At 70.5% G+C, this 14,616-nt stretch carries 15 protein-coding genes and 1 tRNA gene; 13 read left to right on the top strand and 3 right to left on the bottom strand.

Features of this window, described 5'->3' with window-relative positions:
* Window positions 1–7 precede the first annotated feature (7 nt).
* The 4 genes from AC2DFQ_RS15525 to AC2DFQ_RS15510 are packed head-to-tail and all read left to right on the top strand — an operon-like array spanning window position 8 to window position 3,235.
* The gene (locus AC2DFQ_RS15525; RefSeq protein ID WP_484534507.1) at window positions 8–832 is read left to right on the top strand and encodes an ABC transporter ATP-binding protein; all 825 of its coding nucleotides are present in this window, start codon (window positions 8–10) and stop codon (window positions 830–832) included.
* The gene (locus tag AC2DFQ_RS15520; RefSeq protein ID WP_484534506.1) at window positions 829–1,518 is read left to right on the top strand and encodes an ABC transporter permease; all 690 of its coding nucleotides are present in this window, start codon (window positions 829–831) and stop codon (window positions 1,516–1,518) included. The genes AC2DFQ_RS15525 and AC2DFQ_RS15520 overlap by 4 nt, the downstream gene beginning before the upstream one ends.
* Window positions 1,515–2,273, top strand: a complete 759-nt coding sequence (locus AC2DFQ_RS15515) for an ABC transporter permease (RefSeq protein WP_484508749.1) — start codon at window positions 1,515–1,517, stop codon at window positions 2,271–2,273. Before AC2DFQ_RS15520 ends, AC2DFQ_RS15515 begins: the two co-directional genes overlap by 4 nt.
* Before the next feature lie 32 nt (window positions 2,274–2,305).
* Window positions 2,306–3,235, top strand: a complete 930-nt coding sequence (locus tag AC2DFQ_RS15510) for an ABC transporter substrate-binding protein (RefSeq protein WP_484534505.1) — start codon at window positions 2,306–2,308, stop codon at window positions 3,233–3,235.
* Window positions 3,236–3,303: 68 nt separating this feature from the next.
* Here the strand turns inward: AC2DFQ_RS15510 and AC2DFQ_RS15505 are convergent, their stop codons facing one another.
* A complete protein-coding gene (locus AC2DFQ_RS15505; RefSeq protein ID WP_484534504.1) occupies window positions 3,304–3,516 on the bottom strand; it encodes a KTSC domain-containing protein in 213 nt (70 codons plus the stop codon).
* A gap of 190 nt (window positions 3,517–3,706) precedes the next feature.
* Here AC2DFQ_RS15505 and AC2DFQ_RS15500 point away from each other — a divergent pair, with 190 nt between their 5' ends.
* Together AC2DFQ_RS15500 and AC2DFQ_RS15495 are read left to right on the top strand one after the other, a co-directional pair.
* Window positions 3,707–5,032, top strand: a complete 1,326-nt coding sequence (locus AC2DFQ_RS15500; RefSeq protein WP_484534503.1) for an NtaA/DmoA family FMN-dependent monooxygenase — start codon at window positions 3,707–3,709, stop codon at window positions 5,030–5,032.
* A gap of 67 nt (window positions 5,033–5,099) precedes the next feature.
* Window positions 5,100–6,908 carry an ABC-F family ATP-binding cassette domain-containing protein gene (locus AC2DFQ_RS15495; protein WP_484534502.1) on the top strand — a complete coding sequence of 603 codons (1,809 nt, stop codon included), beginning with the start codon at window positions 5,100–5,102 and terminating at the stop codon, window positions 6,906–6,908.
* 39 nt (window positions 6,909–6,947) lie between these two features.
* On the opposite strand, the gene AC2DFQ_RS15490 is transcribed toward AC2DFQ_RS15495, so the two are convergent.
* On the bottom strand, window positions 6,948–7,433 hold the full coding sequence (locus AC2DFQ_RS15490) for a MarR family winged helix-turn-helix transcriptional regulator (RefSeq protein WP_484534501.1): 486 nt from the start codon (window positions 7,431–7,433) through the stop codon (window positions 6,948–6,950).
* 82 nt (window positions 7,434–7,515) lie between these two features.
* On the opposite strand from AC2DFQ_RS15490, the gene AC2DFQ_RS15485 reads away from it, so the two are divergent.
* Window positions 7,516–8,415 (top strand): alpha/beta fold hydrolase, encoded by a 900-nt coding sequence (locus AC2DFQ_RS15485; protein WP_484534500.1) that lies wholly within the window; start codon window positions 7,516–7,518, stop codon window positions 8,413–8,415.
* A 26-nt stretch (window positions 8,416–8,441) separates the two neighbouring features.
* On the opposite strand, the gene AC2DFQ_RS15480 is transcribed toward AC2DFQ_RS15485, so the two are convergent.
* Window positions 8,442–8,939: a MarR family winged helix-turn-helix transcriptional regulator gene (locus AC2DFQ_RS15480; protein ID WP_484534499.1), complete on the bottom strand. Its 498-nt coding sequence runs from the start codon at window positions 8,937–8,939 to the stop codon at window positions 8,442–8,444.
* 88 nt (window positions 8,940–9,027) lie between these two features.
* On the opposite strand from AC2DFQ_RS15480, the gene AC2DFQ_RS15475 reads away from it, so the two are divergent.
* From AC2DFQ_RS15475 to AC2DFQ_RS15450, 6 genes are all read left to right on the top strand, one after another.
* Window positions 9,028–9,099, top strand: a tRNA-Gln gene (locus tag AC2DFQ_RS15475).
* 1 nt (window position 9,100) lies between these two features.
* Window positions 9,101–10,564 (top strand): bifunctional UDP-N-acetylglucosamine diphosphorylase/glucosamine-1-phosphate N-acetyltransferase GlmU, encoded by a 1,464-nt coding sequence (gene glmU / locus AC2DFQ_RS15470; RefSeq protein WP_484534498.1) that lies wholly within the window; start codon window positions 9,101–9,103, stop codon window positions 10,562–10,564.
* The gene (locus tag AC2DFQ_RS15465) at window positions 10,539–11,573 is read left to right on the top strand and encodes a ribose-phosphate diphosphokinase (RefSeq protein WP_484508758.1); all 1,035 of its coding nucleotides are present in this window, start codon (window positions 10,539–10,541) and stop codon (window positions 11,571–11,573) included. Before glmU ends, AC2DFQ_RS15465 begins: the two co-directional genes overlap by 26 nt.
* A gap of 142 nt (window positions 11,574–11,715) precedes the next feature.
* Window positions 11,716–12,174, top strand: a complete 459-nt coding sequence (locus tag AC2DFQ_RS15460) for a hypothetical protein (protein ID WP_484534497.1) — start codon at window positions 11,716–11,718, stop codon at window positions 12,172–12,174.
* Window positions 12,175–12,178: 4 nt separating this feature from the next.
* Window positions 12,179–13,054, top strand: coding sequence for an FAD:protein FMN transferase (locus AC2DFQ_RS15455; RefSeq protein WP_484534496.1), 876 nt, complete (start codon window positions 12,179–12,181; stop codon window positions 13,052–13,054).
* Window positions 13,051–14,607 carry an FAD-dependent oxidoreductase gene (locus AC2DFQ_RS15450; RefSeq protein WP_484534495.1) on the top strand — a complete coding sequence of 519 codons (1,557 nt, stop codon included), beginning with the start codon at window positions 13,051–13,053 and terminating at the stop codon, window positions 14,605–14,607. The genes AC2DFQ_RS15455 and AC2DFQ_RS15450 overlap by 4 nt, the downstream gene beginning before the upstream one ends.
* Window positions 14,608–14,616 lie beyond the last annotated feature (9 nt).

Genomic DNA, 14,616 nt, shown 5'->3' with positions numbered 1-14,616 from the left:
CCGATCGATGATCGAGTTCTCTCACGTCTCGAAGGTCTTTCCCGACGGCACCCGTGCCGTGGAGGATTTCAACCTCGTGGTGCCATCGCGCCGGACCACCGTGCTCGTGGGATCGTCCGGTTCGGGCAAGACCACGCTCCTCCGGATGATCAACCGCATGGTCGACCCGACCGCCGGCGTCGTCTCGATCGACGACGAGGACGTCGCGGGGCGCCGACCCGTGGAGCTCCGGCGCAGCATCGGCTACGTGATGCAGAACGCCGGACTCCTCCCGCACTTCACGGTCGTCGAGAACATCGCCACCGTCCCGGTGCTGCAGGGGCGGAAGCGCACGGCGGCCCGCGGCCGTGCGCTCGAGCTGATGGACATCGTGGGTCTTGACCGGGCGATGGCGGATCGATATCCGAGCCAGCTCTCCGGCGGTCAGCAGCAGCGGGTCGGGGTGGCGCGGGGGCTGGCGGCGGAGCCCAACATCCTGCTCATGGACGAGCCGTTCGGTGCGGTCGATCCGATCGTGCGCGCGGAGCTCCAGCAGGAACTCCTCCGGTTGCAGCGCGAGATCGGCAAGACGATCGTGTTCGTCACGCACGACATCGACGAGGCGTTCCTCCTCGGCGACCAGGTGGTGATCCTCGAGGACGAGGCGCGCGTCGCGCAGGTGGGAAGCCCGAGCGAGATCATGGAGGACCCCGCCGACGGCTTCGTCTCCGCGTTCATCGGCGCCCAGACCGGCAAACGCGCCCTGCATCTGAAGCACACCCCGCGCGGCACGGTCGTCGTGGATGCCGAAGGGCGAACGCAGGGGGCACTCCACGAGGAGGCCGAGCGGTGAACTGGGTGGCCGCCAACCTCGACCTGATCGGCGAGCTGGCCCTCGTCCATCTGCGGCAGAGCGTGGTCCCGCTTCTGCTCGGCTTGGTGATCTCCGTGCCGCTGGGCTGGGTGGCGTGGCGGTACCGTCGCGTGCGCAGCGGCGTCACCACGATCACGGGGCTGCTGTACACGATCCCCTCGATCGCGCTGCTGATCCTCCTGCCCACCGCGACCGGCTGGTACAGCTTCACCAGTGAGACGAACCTCGTGGTGGCGCTGACGATCTACGCCGTGGCGATCCTCGTGCGCTCCGTCGCCGACGGACTGGATGCCGTGGATCCCGGCGTGCGTCAGGCCTCCATCGCGATCGGGTTCGGCCCGCTCCGCCGGTTCCGCGCGGTGGACCTTCCTCTGGCCGGGCCCGTGATCCTCGCCGGCCTGCGCGTCTCCGCCGCCAGCACCATCTCGCTCGCAACGGTCGGGATCCTGGTCGGCATCACGAACCTCGGGTACCTGTTCACGAACGGGCTGCAGCGGCGCATCCTCCCCGAAGTGTTCGCCGGTGTCGTCGCGGTCGTCGTCCTCGCGCTCCTGGTCGATCTGCTTCTCGTACTCGCGGGGCGTCTCCTCATGCCGTGGACACGCCGCGCATCCCCCGTGCGCGCGCGGCGCACGGCGGCCGTTCCCGCGGGAGCGGACGCATGACCCTCTTCCTCGAGGCCATCGCATGGCTCTTCTCCGGCGACACCGGCGCGCTGTCGCCGATCCCGGTCGCCATCCTGGAGCAGATCGCCTACACGGCGATCTCCGTCCTCGTGGCCGCGGCGATCGCCGTCCCGATCGGGTGGTACATCGGGCACAGCGGCAGAGGACGCGAGATCGCCGTGGCCGTGTCCGGTGCCGCCCGTGCGATCCCCTCCTTCGGCCTGGTCATTCTCCTCACGCTGCTCCTGGGGGTCCTGCACAAGCCGGAAGCGGCGGTCATCACCTTCGTCGTGCTCGCCATCCCCTCGCTCCTGGCCGGCGCGTACACCGGGTGCGAGGCCATCGACCCGCGCGTGTTGGATGCCGGACGGTCGATGGGCATGACGGAGTGGCAGATCCTGTGGCGCATCGAAGTGCCTCTCGGGCTGCCCCTTCTCATCGGAGGCCTCCGGGCGGCGACGCTCCAGGTGGTCGCGACCGTGACCATCGCCGCCTACATCGGTCTCGGTGGCCTGGGGGAGTACATCATCTCGGGGCTGCAGCTGCGGCGCCTGGAGGTGATCATCGGGGGCGCACTCCTGGTGGCGGCGCTCGCCCTGATCCTGGACGCCCTGTTCGCGTGGCTGCAGATCGCCGTGGTGCCCCGCGGGGTCGGCGCCGCAGCATCCGGTTCCGGGATCGCCACGAAGAAGCTCCGCGCACAGGCCGAACCACCCGCCCTCGTCAGCCGCAGCGGTCCGCGCCTGCCGGTCTGACGTCATCACGCCCCACCAGGAAAGAGGAACCCATGTTCACAGCACGTACCCGGAAGGGCCTCGCCGGTGTCGCCGGTGTCGCCGGTGTCGCAGCAGCCGCGCTCGCGCTGGCCGGCTGCGCGTCGAGCAACCCGCTCGAAGACGACAACTCCGCCGGTGGCGAGAACGCGGATGACACCGCGATCGTCGTCGGCTCCCAGGCCTACTACTCGAACGAGATCATCGCCGAGATCTACGCCCAGGCGCTGGAGAATGCCGGTTTCGAGGTGGAGCGTTCGTTCCAGATCGGCCAGCGCGACGCGTACATCCCGCTCCTGGAGGAAGGCTCGGTCAACGTCTTCCCCGAGTACTCGGGCAACCTCCTGCAGTACTTCGACGCCGAGACGGAGGCGCGCACCGCCGAGGAGGTCTACGCCGCGTTGCCCGACGCCCTGCCCGAGGGTCTGGAAGTGCTCGAGCAGGCCACGGCGAGCGATCAGGATTCCTACACCGTCACGGCCGAATTCGCCGACCAGTACGGCCTGTCCACGATCGCCGATCTCGCCAACGTCGATGTGCCCCTGACGCTCGGGGGTCCGGCCGAGCTCGCCGAGCGGCCCTACGGGCCGGAGGGCCTCCAGTCGACCTACGGCGTGGAGGTCGACTTCTCGGCCACCGGTGACACGACGGTCGAAGATCTCGTGGCCGGCACGGTGAACGTCGCCAATGTCTTCACCGCCGATCCGAGCATCCAGACCCAAGACCTCGTCGTCCTCGACGACCCGGAGGGACTCTTCCTCGCCTCCAACGTGATCCCCGTGGTCAGCGCGGACGTCGCGGACGAGGTGGCGGAGGTGCTCAACGCCGTCAGCGCCGCCCTGACCCCGGAGGACCTGGTCGCACTGAACGTGCAGTCCACGGAGGAGGAACTCTCCTCCGATGAGATCGCGTCGCAGTGGCTGGAGGACAACGGGCTCGTCTGACCCCGCGGAGTCACCGCACCCAGGAGGGGACGCGCCGGCAGCGGGCGTCCCCTCCTGCGTGCTTCCGGTCAGCGCACCCGCTCGCTGGGGTACACGTCACGGATGTGGTCGAGGAAGTGGCGACCGATGCTGCCGGCCTCGACCAGGTCGCGGTGGGCCGAGGGCGGTACGGCGAAATAACGGTAGACATCACCGCTGGTGAACTGGATCTCCAGCACGGCCAGCGCGGGGTCGTATCCGATCGACTCGACCGCCGAGGAATCCACGCGAGCACGCCTCATGGCCGACAGGCTACGCCGTACCAGCGGGCCGGGCCCTCGCGTGGCGCAGGGCACCGCGGTCGGCGGGGTGGGGGTTATTACCTGATTGGCCCGATGGGCGCGGGGCGGCACGCGACCGTGCTCCTACGGTGGGGCGAGCGTCCGCGCGGACCGGTTCCGCCGCCGCGACCGACCCGACGGAGAGATTCAGATGCCCGAGCGCGCCGACGACCAGATGCACCTGTTCCTGTTCTTCAGCCCCGTCGGCCGGAACAGGTCGAGCTGGCGTCGCCCCGACAGCCAGGTGGAGCTGCTCTACGGTCTGGATGGCGCCAAGAACTCGGTGCAGCGCGCGGAGGCGGCGAAGATGGACGCCGTCTTCTTCGCCGACCAGCTGTTCTTCGTCGACGCCGGCCTCAATCCCTGGATGGGCGGCTACGAGCCGTTGACGACCATGGCCGCGCTGAGCGCAGTGACCGAGCACATCGGCCTGGTCGCCACGATTTCGACGACCTTCAGCGAGCCGTACAACGTCGCCCGGATGCTGTCGCAGCTGGACCACCTCTCCGACGGCCGGGTGGGGTGGAACGTCGTGACCTCCTATGACGGCGCCCAGAACTTCACGGTGCCCCTGCCCGACAAGCAGGAGCGCTACCACCGGGCGGAGGATTACCTGCAGGCCTGCATCGCGGTATGGGACGCGTGGGAGGACGACGCCGTCATCATCGACCGGGAGAACGGCATGTGGGCCGACCCCGCGAAGATCCACCAGCCGAACTACCGCGGAGATCACTACCAGATACGCGACGCGCTGAGCATCCCGCGATCACCGCAGGGCCGCCCGGTCATCGCCCAGGCGGGGCAGTCGGAGGAGGGGATGCGGTTCGCGGCGCGCAATGCCGAGGTCGTCTTCACTGCGCAGGTGGAGAAAGAGCCGGCGCAGCGATTCCGGTCCCAGCTCGCGGAGCTCTCCACGGAGGCCGGGCGCGACCGCATCCCGATCCTCCCGGGGCTGATGCCGGTCATCGGCGATACCCAGGAGGACGCCGAGCGCAGCCTCGCGGAACTCGGCGACCTTGTCCAGCCCGACATCGCCCTCGCCACCCTCAGCGGGCTGCTGCTCGGTGCCGAGCTCACCGACCTCGACCTCGACCACCCGGTTCCCCCCGATCGCCTCATCGACCCGTCGGAGGCCGCGACCCATCCCAGCCCCCTCGCGAGTCGGTATCCCGGCCTGTACCGCATCGTCGTGGGCGAGAAGCCGACGCTCCGCGAGCTGCTGCGCACCCACGGCACGTCCTCCGGGCACCAGGTTCTCGTCGGCACGGCGCAGACCGTCGCCGACCGCATGGAGGAGTGGTTCCGAAGCGGCGCGTGCGACGGGTTCACCCTCACCCCCTCGTACCTGCCCGAGGGGTTGGACCGGATCTGCGACGACCTCATCCCCGAACTGCAGCGTCGCGGCCTGTTCCGCCGCGAGTACCCGGGCACGACCCTGCGGGACACCCTCGGACTCGGCCGGCCCGCCACCCCCTGACCGGGTAACCGGAGTCACCGGACCGCCGCGGAATCGGCCGGCGGCGATTCGCCGTAGCCTGGGATGGATGGCACATCTCCTTGGGGCCGAGGCCCTGCACCTGGAATATCCCACCACGGTCGTCTTCGATTCGATCTCTCTCGGCGTGAACGAGGGTGATCGCATCGGCATCGTGGGGCGCAACGGCGACGGAAAGTCGAGCCTGCTCGCGATGCTCGCCGGGCGCCAGCAGCCCGACTCGGGCCGGGTGACGGTGCGCGGCGGGGTGCGCATCGGCGTGCTCGACCAGGCTGACACGCTTCCGGACGACCTGACGATCGGCGCTGCCGTGGTGGGCGACCGCCCCGAATACGAATGGGCGGGTGACCCCCGGGTGCGCGACGTCATCGCCGGGCTCCTGGGCGACCTGCCGTGGGGAGCGGTGCTCGGCACCCTCTCCGGAGGGCAGCGCCGGCGCGTGGCCCTGGCGCGCCTGCTGGTCGATGACTGGGACGTGCTGTTCCTGGACGAGCCGACCAACCACCTCGATGTCGAGGGGATCACGTGGCTCGCCGAGCACCTCAAGCGCCGATGGTCCGCGAACGCGGGCGGGTTGCTCGTCGTCACCCACGATCGCTGGTTCCTGGACGAAGTGTGCACCGTCACGTGGGAGGTGCACGACCGCATCGTCGAGCCGTTCGAGGGCGGCTATGCCGCCTACATCCTCCAGCGGGTCGAACGCGACCGTCAGTCCGCCACGATCGAAGCGCGCCGGCAGAACCTCGCGCGCAAAGAGCTGGCGTGGCTGCGACGCGGTGCCCCAGCGCGCTCGACCAAGCCGAAGTTCCGCATCGACGCGGCGAACTCCCTCATCGCCGACGTGCCCGAGATCCGCGACACCGTGGCGCTGCAGTCGCTCGCGGTCTCACGTCTGGGAAAGGACGTCGTCGACCTCCTGGACGTGTCGGTCGCGTACCCTTCGCCCGGAGAGGGGACCGGGACGCGGGAGGTGCTGGAGGGCATCGAGTGGCGCATCGCCCCGGGCGAGCGGACCGGCATCCTCGGCGTCAACGGGGCCGGCAAGTCCACCCTGCTCGGACTCATCGACGGCACCGTCGCGCCCACCTCGGGCCGGGTCAAACGCGGGAAGACCGTGCGGGTGGCAACGCTCACCCAGCGCCTGGACGAGCTGGAGCAACACCTCGACGCCCCCGTCCGGGTCGTCGTGGAGAGCCTCCGCACCAGCTACACGTTCGGTGCGGGATCCAAGTCCCAGGAGCTCACGCCCGGGCAGCTCCTCGAGCGGCTCGGATTCTCCAGCGCGCAGCTGTCCACGCCCGTGAAGGACCTCTCGGGCGGTCAGAAGCGCCGCCTCCAGCTGCTGCTCATCCTCCTCGACCAGCCGAACGTCCTGATCCTCGACGAACCCACCAACGACCTCGACACCGACATGCTCGCCGCGATGGAGGACCTCCTCGATTCCTGGCCGGGCACGCTGCTCGTCGTCTCGCACGACCGGTACTTCCTCGAGCGCGTCACCGACCAGCAGTACGGCATCTTCGACCGACACCTGCGGCACCTGCCCGGCGGGGTCGACGAGTACCTGCGGCTGCGGAAGATGGAGTCGGATGCCCCGGCCGCCGGCGCGGCGAAGGCCGCGGCATCCCCGGGGCTGTCCGGCGCCGACCTGCGCGCAGCCCAGAAGGAGACCGCGGCGCTGGAGCGGCGGATCGCGAAGCTCGAGAAGGAGATCGGCGGGGCGCGCACGGCGCTGGCCGAGCACGACCAGGCCGACTACACCGGGATCTCGTCGGAGATGCAGCGGATCGCCGCTCTGGAAGCCGAGCGCGACGACCTCGAGGCCCGCTGGTACGCGCTGGGGGAAGCGCTCGGCTGAGCCGCACCGCGCGTGAGGCCGGGGCGGATCCGGCCGAGGTTATCCGCGGCCGTCGACGTCGCCCTCGGCCGCGTCCCAGCCGGGGGAGTCGAGGCGGATCGTCTTGTCGCCCACCAGGGTGCGCAGGGTGTCCTCCAGCGTCGCCAGGGATGCCGCGCCCACCTGCCGCTCGAGCTCGTCGCGCATCTCGTCGAAGACCGCCTCACCCTCACGCAGGAGGTCGGTGCCGCGTTCGGTGACCCGCAGCGTCATCTTCCTCCGGTCCGCCGCATCGACCTCGCGCGCGACGTAGCCTCTCTGCTCGAGGACGGTGATCGTCCGCGCTGCCGCCTGCTTCGTGACCGACATCGCACGACCGAGTTCCGAGGCGTTCGCCGCGCCGGCGATGATCGAGTGGAGCGCGAAGTCGTGCACGGGTCGGACGTCGGCATACCCCCGCCGCGCCAGCTCCGCGGTCGCGCGGTCGGCCAGCGTGCGGAAACCCGCGAGCATCAGCAGCGCTAGGTCACCACCCCGACGAGCCACCTCAGCAGTCTAGGTCCGCTTGACGTAGACAACTCGGTTGTCTAATCTTTGTCGACAACCACATTGTCGATTGGAAGTAGTCATGTCCACCATCGCCCCCATCGGCGCCACCATCCCCGCTGTCACCCACCATCGGTCCGAACTCAACGGCACCGAGCTGCACTACGTCGCCGCCGGCACGTCCGGCTCGCCCATCCTGCTCGTCCACGGCTGGCCCGAGACGTGGTGGGCCTTCCGGGGCCTCATCCCGCTTCTGGCGGAGACCCACCGTGTGTACGCGCTCGACCTGCGCGGCTTCGGCGACTCGAGCACCGCCGCCACCGGCCACAGCGAACAGGCCGCCGCCGACGACCTGCACCACCTCGTCGCTCACCTGGGCGTGGGCGCCGTGCACCTCCTCGCACAGGACATCAGCGGGGGGCTGGCGTTCCGCTTCGCGACCGCGCACCCCGACGAGGTGCTCAGCTTCACCGCCGTCGAATCCTCCCTCGTCGGCTACGGCCTCGAGGCCCTCGCCGACGTGAACGCCTTCGGATCGTGGCACGTCGGATTCCTCGGCACCCCCGGCATCCCCTCGATGCTCCTCCCCGGCCACGAACGCGCGCTTCTCGCCGGGTGGGCGTACCCGATGATGAATGCCACCGAGGGCGCGGTCGGCCCCGCGGACCTCGACGAGTTCGTCCGCACGTATTCACGACCCCACGCGTGGCGCGGCACGGAAGGCCTGTATCGCGCCCTGTTCACCGACGAGGGGGCGACGCGAGCCCGCGCACAGAGCCACCCGATCCGGGTTCCGGTGCTCACGGTCGACGGCGCCAACCACCCGTTCACGGCACGGTCGTTCCGTCCGGTGGCGGCAGGCGAATTCACCGCGGTGCACGTCGAGGGCGTCGGACACCTCGTCGCCCAGGAAGCGCCGGCGGCGCTCGCCTCCGTGCTCCTGGACTTCGTGTCACGCGTGGAGCAGCAGCCGCGGCCCTAGTGCGGTGACCCGCCGGCAGGGGGGTTTCAGCCGTCGAAGCCCAGGCTGAGCTTGCGCAGCAGGTTGGCCAGCCGCTCGCGGTCACCGCGCGAGAGCGCGTCCAGGAGAATGGCCTCGGCATCGACCAGCCGGGTGATCGCCGCATCCACGCGCGTGCGACCGTCGGGAGTGAGTGTCACCAGCACGCTGCGGCCGTCTCCTGGATCGGCCTCGCGGCGCACCAGGCGGCGGTCGACGAGGCGGTCGATGCGGTTGGTCATGGTGCCGCTGGAGACGAGGGTCTGCTGCAGGAGTTGCTTGGGGCTCAGCTGGAACGGCTCGCCCGCCCGGCGCAGTGCCGACAGCACGTCCCACTCCCACGGCTCCAGCTCGCTGCGGCGGAACGCCTCCCGGCGCGCCCGGTCGAGGTGGCGTGAGAGGCGGTCGACGCGGGAGAGCACCTCCAGCGGTGAGAAATCCAGGTCGGGTCGCTGCTCCATCCACGCTTCGACGATGCGGTCGACCTCATCGCTCTCGTGGCTCACCCACTCATTATCGCCGCTGGTGCCGGCCGCGCGTTCGCGGCGGCCGTGGAGCTGCATCTGGCAGACTGAAGCGGCGCCGCGGGCGCGGTCCGCCGTGGTGTAACGGCAGCACGACAGCCTTTGGAGCTGTTAGGACCAGGTTCGAATCCTGGCGGCGGAGCATGAGCACAACGAACGATCTGGCTGTCGTGATTCTCGCCGCAGGGCAGGGGACGCGCATGCGTTCGCGCCTGCCGAAGGTGCTGCATCCTCTGGGCGGGCGCCCGCTCGTCGCCCACGTCCTGGATGCGGCCTCCCTGCTCGACCCCGTGCGCATCGACGTCGTCGTGCGTCACGAACGTGATCTCGTCGTCGAGACGCTCCGCGGGCTCACCACCGACGTGCACATCGTCGACCAGGATGAGATCCCCGGCACGGGTCGCGCGGTGCAGGTGGCCCTGGAGGACCTCGGCGGCTTCACCGGTGACATCCTCGTCCTCAGCGGCGACGTGCCGTTGCTCGAGGCCTCCACCCTTGCCGATCTGCTGGCCGCGCACCGTTCGTCTGGTGCCGCCGCGACCGTCCTCAGCGCGCGGGTGGACGACCCGAGCGGCTACGGCCGCATCATCCGCGACTCCTCCGGCGGTGTGGAGCGCATCGTGGAGCAGAAGGACGCCACCGAGGACGAAGCCGCCGTCACCGAGATCAACGTCGGGGTGTACGTCTTCCAGGCGGAGCCGCTGCGGACCCACCTCGCTCTGGTCGGGGAGGCCAACGCGCAGGGCGAGCGCTACCTCACCGACGTCGTGCGGCTCCTCCGCGACTCGCGTCACGAGGTCGCCGTCACCGAGGCGCCGGATGCGACCGCCGCCCTCGGCGTGAACGACCGGGTGCAGCTGGCCGCGGCCGCGCGCACGCTGAACGCCCGCATCATCCGCCGCTGGCAGGTGGAGGGGGTCACCGTGCAGGACCCCGCGACGACGTGGATCGACGACACCGCGGCCCTCGCGCCCGATGTGACGATCCTGCCCAACACGCACATCCTCCGCGCGACGACCATCGCCTCCGGTGCCGTGATCGGCCCGGACACGAGCCTCGTGGACTGCGAGGTGGGGGAGGACGCCGTCGTCCGCCGCACGGACGCGACCCTCGCCGTGATCGGCGCGCGCACGACCGTCGGCCCGTTCGCGTATCTCCGCCCCAACACCACGCTCGCCGAGGGCGGGAAGATCGGCACGTTCGTCGAGACGAAGAACTCCACGATCGGCGAGGGCAGCAAGGTGCCGCACCTGTCCTACATCGGCGACACCACCATCGGGCGCCACGTGAACCTCGGTGCGGGTGCGATCACGGCCAACTACGACGATCTGACCAAGCACCGCACCGAGATCGGCGACGAGGTGCACTCCGGCTCGCACAACGTCTTCGTGGCGCCGGTTAGGATCGGAGAAGGCGCCAAGACCGGAGCCGGGGCCGTGATCCGCAAGGACGTGCCCGCCGGGGCTCTCGCGCTGAGCGTCGCGCCCCAGCGCAACGTCGAAGGATGGGTCGAAAAGAACCGACCGGGTACGGGCGCGGCACATGCCGCCGCGCTCGCCCGATCTGCACAGGAAGCTGGCGATGGGCCGCAAGAAGAAGACGGTTGACCTGGATCGGGACAACGGCATCGCCCCGGGACTGGTCGCCAAGACCAAGAAGCGCCTGGTCGTGGCAGCCGGTCGATCCCACCCCGAGTTGGCGGCGCAGGTGGCCGCTCAGCTGGGCACGGAGCTGGCTCCCACCGAGCACCGCACGTTCGCGTCGGGGGAGATCTACACGCGGTTCGAGGTGTCGATCCGCGGATGCGATGTCTTCGTCATCCAGTCGTTCGGTCCGCCCGTCAACGAGTGGCTCATGGAGCTGCTCATCATGCTCGACGCCCTCAAGCGGGCCTCGGCCAAGCGCATCACCGTCGTCGCGCCGTACTTCCCGTATTCGCGCCAGGACAAGAAGGGGCGCGGACGCGAGCCGATCAGCGCCCGCCTGGTCACCGACCTCCTCACCACCGCCGGCGCCGATCGCATCATGAGCGTCGACCTGCACGCGGCACAGATCCAGGGCTTCTTCGACGGGCCCGTCGACCACCTCTTCGCCAAGCCCGTGCTCCTGGAGTATTTCCGCGAGCACCTCAGCGCGGAAGACCGCGACACCCTCACCGTCGTCTCGCCCGACATGGGCCGTGTCCGCGTGGCCGACACGTGGTCGGACAGCCTGGGGGCGCCGCTGGCGATCATCCACAAACGTCGCGACCCGAAGGTGGCGAACCAGGTCACCGTGCACGAGATCGTCGGTGAGGTCGCCGGCCGGACGTGCCTCCTGGTGGACGACATGATCGACACCGGTGGCACCATCGTGAAGGCCGCGCAGGCCCTCAAGGCGGCCGGCGCGCGGAAGGTCATCGTCGCCGCGACCCACGCGATCTTCAGCCCGCCCGCGACGGTGCGCCTGCAGGACGAGGCGATCGACCTCGTCGTGGTCACCGACACCGTGCCGATCCCCGCGGACGAGCGGTTCGAGGGGCTCATGGTCCTGCCGATCGCGCCGCTCCTGGCCCGCGCCATCCGCGAGGTCTTCGAAGACGGCTCGGTGACGAGCATGTTCGGCGGCGAGGCCTGACGCCACCCGGTTCTCGGCCCGTCTTCCCGGCGAGTTTGCGCAAAGGTCGCCGCGCCGGTGAACCGGCGGGTCCGTTGCACCGTGTCACCCGTGTGACGATCCCGTCGCGAGGCACTGCACCGACTCTCTCAGGAGGACGCCCGTGATCCGCACCACCGCACCCCGCCCCGTCCGCATCGGCACCGCCCTCCTGGGCGTGGCCGGCATCGTGACCCTCGCCGGATGCGCCGGCACCCCTGCCGCCGAGCCTGAGGCCGACGAGACGACGCAGAGCGACGCCGGCTCCGGCTCCGCGGGGGAGGGCGCCTACACCGACGGCACCTACACCGCGGAGGGTTCCTACCGCACCCCCGAGACGACCGAGACCATCGAGGTCACCGTCACGCTGGAGGGCGATGTGGTCACCGCGGTCGAGGTGACCGGCGACCCCCAGGCACCGCAGTCCACGCAGTACCAGGGCCGGTTCATCGGCGGCATCTCCGACGAGGTCGTGGGACGCGACATCGACGAGATCTCCGTCAGCCGGGTTGCGGGGTCCTCCCTCACCAGCGGGGGGTTCAACGAGGCGCTGGAGGCCATCAAGGCCGACGCGACCGCCTGAGCGCATGCTCACATCCGTACCCCCGCGCGCGGCCTGGTCGTTCGAGGCCATCGGCACGCGCTGGTCGATCGAGACCGGCGCGCCCCTTCCCCCGTCGGTGACCCAGAAGGTGGAGACCCTGATCTCCGGGTTCGACCGGGCCTGGTCACGATTCCGCGGCGACTCCCTCGTCTCGGAATTGGCGCGGGACGGCGGCTCCGTGGCGGCGCCGCGCGATGCGGACGCGATGCTCGCTGTCTATGAGCACCTCGATGCCGCCACCGACGGGGCGGTGAACCCCCTCGTGGGCGACTCCCTCGCGCGGCTCGGGTACGACGCGCGCTATTCGTTCGCCCCGGCCGATCCGCGCCGGGCGCCCGCGGACTGGCGCGATCGCCTCACATGGGGGGACGGCCGGCTCACGCTCGCCGGCCCTGCCACCATCGACGTCGGCGCCGTGGGGAAGGGTCGCCTGGTCGATCTGGTGCTGGAGGTCGTGACGAACTCCGGCGAGGCGGAGGTCGTCGTGGATGCGTCGGGCGATCTGGCCGTGCGAGGCACACCGCAGCGCGTGGGTCTCGAGCATCCGTTCGACGCGCGGAGGGCGATCGGCGTGGTCGAGGTGCAGGACGCGGCGCTGTGCGCCTCAGCCACGACCCGCCGCACCTGGGGCAACGGGCTGCACCACGTGCTCGACGCGCGGACCGGAGCGCCCGTGCGCGCGTACGCGGCGACGTGGGCGCTGGCTCCCACCGCCATGCAGGCGGACGCGCTGGCCACGGCGCTGTTCTTCGACGGCGGTCCGGAGCTCGCCGCATCCTGGGGTGCGCACTGGGTGCGGATGCGCACGGACGGGCGCGTGGAGTGGTCGCCCGGCTGCACGGTGGAGTTGTTCTCGTGATCGGAACGGTCACGGCAGCCTGGACCCGCGTGCTCGGACTGCTCGGGCGGGTGTCGATGTATCGCCTCATGCTGTTCTCCCTCGGCGCGCTGACCGTGGTGGCGCTCGCGCTCTCGCTGCTGGGACTGGTGGGCCCGCGTCCGCTCGATCTGATCGTCACCGCGCTCGTGCTGGCGGCGGTGTGCGCGGTCGTCGACCTCGTCGTGCAGAGCGCGATGCGACTGCCCCGCCGCCTGGAGTCTTCCGTCACCACGGCGGGGATCCTCCTGTTCGTGCTCTTCCCCACCCTCGACCCCGTGGGTCTCGCCGGAATCGCGCTGGCCGGTGCCGCCGCATCCGCGTCGAAGTACGTGCTCGCGTGGCGCGGGCGCCACCTCTTCAACCCCGCCGCGGTGGGTGCCGCGGTGCTCACGCTCGTGGGGATCGCGGTGCCCGCGCTGGGGGCGTCGGCGTGGTGGGTGGGCACTCCGCCGCTGGCGCTGCCGGTGCTGATCCTGGGCCTGGCGATCCTGTGGCGCACCGAGAAGCTGCGGATGGTCGGAGGCTTCTGGGTGATCGCCGCCGGCGTGGCGTTCCTCCGCGCTGTGGCGCAGGACACCGCAGCAGGCGTGGAGGTGGACGCCGCGGGCATCCTGTCGCAGGTGGTGCTGTCCTCGCCCTACCTGTTCCTCGGTGCCTTCATGCTCACCGAGCCGCTGACGCTGCCGCCGCGCCGGTGGCAGCAGCTCACCGTCGCGGGAGTCGTCGGTGTGCTGGCCGGATGGCCGATCAACCTCGGAGTCGTGACCCTCGGGCAGGAGTTCGCCCTCCTGATCGGCAATCTCGTCGCGTTCGCCTTCGTCCGCCGGAGCGCCCTGCGCCTCGTCCTGGAAGGCCGGCGCGAGCTCACCCCGACCGCGCGTGAACTGACCTTCCGCGCAGAACGGCCGGCCGGGTTCCGCCCCGGGCAATACCTCGAACTCGATGTGCCCCACCGCCGGCCCGACGCGCGCGGGACGCGGCGGGAGTTCTCCATCGTCTCGGCACCCGAAGACCTGCCCATCGTGCGGATCGCCTACCGGGAGGGGTCGAACTCCAGTTTCAAACGCGCGCTCGCCGAGGCGGAGCCCGGCGCGAGCCTGACGGCGACGGGCATCTGGGGCGACTTCCTCCTTCCGACGAGGCCCGCCACGCCGCTTCTGCTGGTGGCCGCGGGCATCGGCGTGACCCCGTTCGTCTCGCAGCTGCGCCACCTCGCGGCCGCACGGGAGGAGCGCGACATCGTGCTCCTGTACATCGCCTCGGATGCGGCGGAACTGGCCTTCCGCGACGAGATCGCGCGGTCGGGAATCCCGGTCATCGTGTTCGCGCGCGAGGCCCCGCCCGACCTCCCTGCGTCGTGGCGGTGGGCGGGAGCGGGCGTGCGCTTGGACGCCGAGGCGCTGCTGCGGATGGTGCCCGACATCTCCGGGCGGCACGCGTACATCTCCGGCCCGCCCGCACTGATCGCGAGCCTCGCCCCCGCTCTCGAGCGCGCCCGCTCCCTCACGACCGACGCGTTCGCCGGCTACTGACGCCGTCCA

The sequence above is a fragment of the Microbacterium sp. Z11_20 genome, from assembly GCF_057197605.1.
Note: the sequence above shows the minus strand (reverse complement) of the source record. Positions and strands in the feature narration are given on the sequence as shown.

Coding starts and splice junctions, on each gene's coding strand:
- AC2DFQ_RS15465 (WP_484508758.1), top strand. CDS start 10,539: ATGGGCCGCAAGAAGAAGACGGTTGACCTGGATCGGGACAACGGCATC.
- glmU (WP_484534498.1), top strand. CDS start 9,101: ATGAGCACAACGAACGATCTGGCTGTCGTGATTCTCGCCGCAGGGCAG.
- AC2DFQ_RS15455 (WP_484534496.1), top strand. CDS start 12,179: ATGCTCACATCCGTACCCCCGCGCGCGGCCTGGTCGTTCGAGGCCATC.
- AC2DFQ_RS15515 (WP_484508749.1), top strand. CDS start 1,515: ATGACCCTCTTCCTCGAGGCCATCGCATGGCTCTTCTCCGGCGACACC.
- AC2DFQ_RS15505 (WP_484534504.1), bottom strand. CDS start 3,516: ATGAGGCGTGCTCGCGTGGATTCCTCGGCGGTCGAGTCGATCGGATAC.
- AC2DFQ_RS15525 (WP_484534507.1), top strand. CDS start 8: ATGATCGAGTTCTCTCACGTCTCGAAGGTCTTTCCCGACGGCACCCGT.
- AC2DFQ_RS15485 (WP_484534500.1), top strand. CDS start 7,516: ATGTCCACCATCGCCCCCATCGGCGCCACCATCCCCGCTGTCACCCAC.
- AC2DFQ_RS15500 (WP_484534503.1), top strand. CDS start 3,707: ATGCCCGAGCGCGCCGACGACCAGATGCACCTGTTCCTGTTCTTCAGC.
- AC2DFQ_RS15510 (WP_484534505.1), top strand. CDS start 2,306: ATGTTCACAGCACGTACCCGGAAGGGCCTCGCCGGTGTCGCCGGTGTC.
- AC2DFQ_RS15495 (WP_484534502.1), top strand. CDS start 5,100: ATGGCACATCTCCTTGGGGCCGAGGCCCTGCACCTGGAATATCCCACC.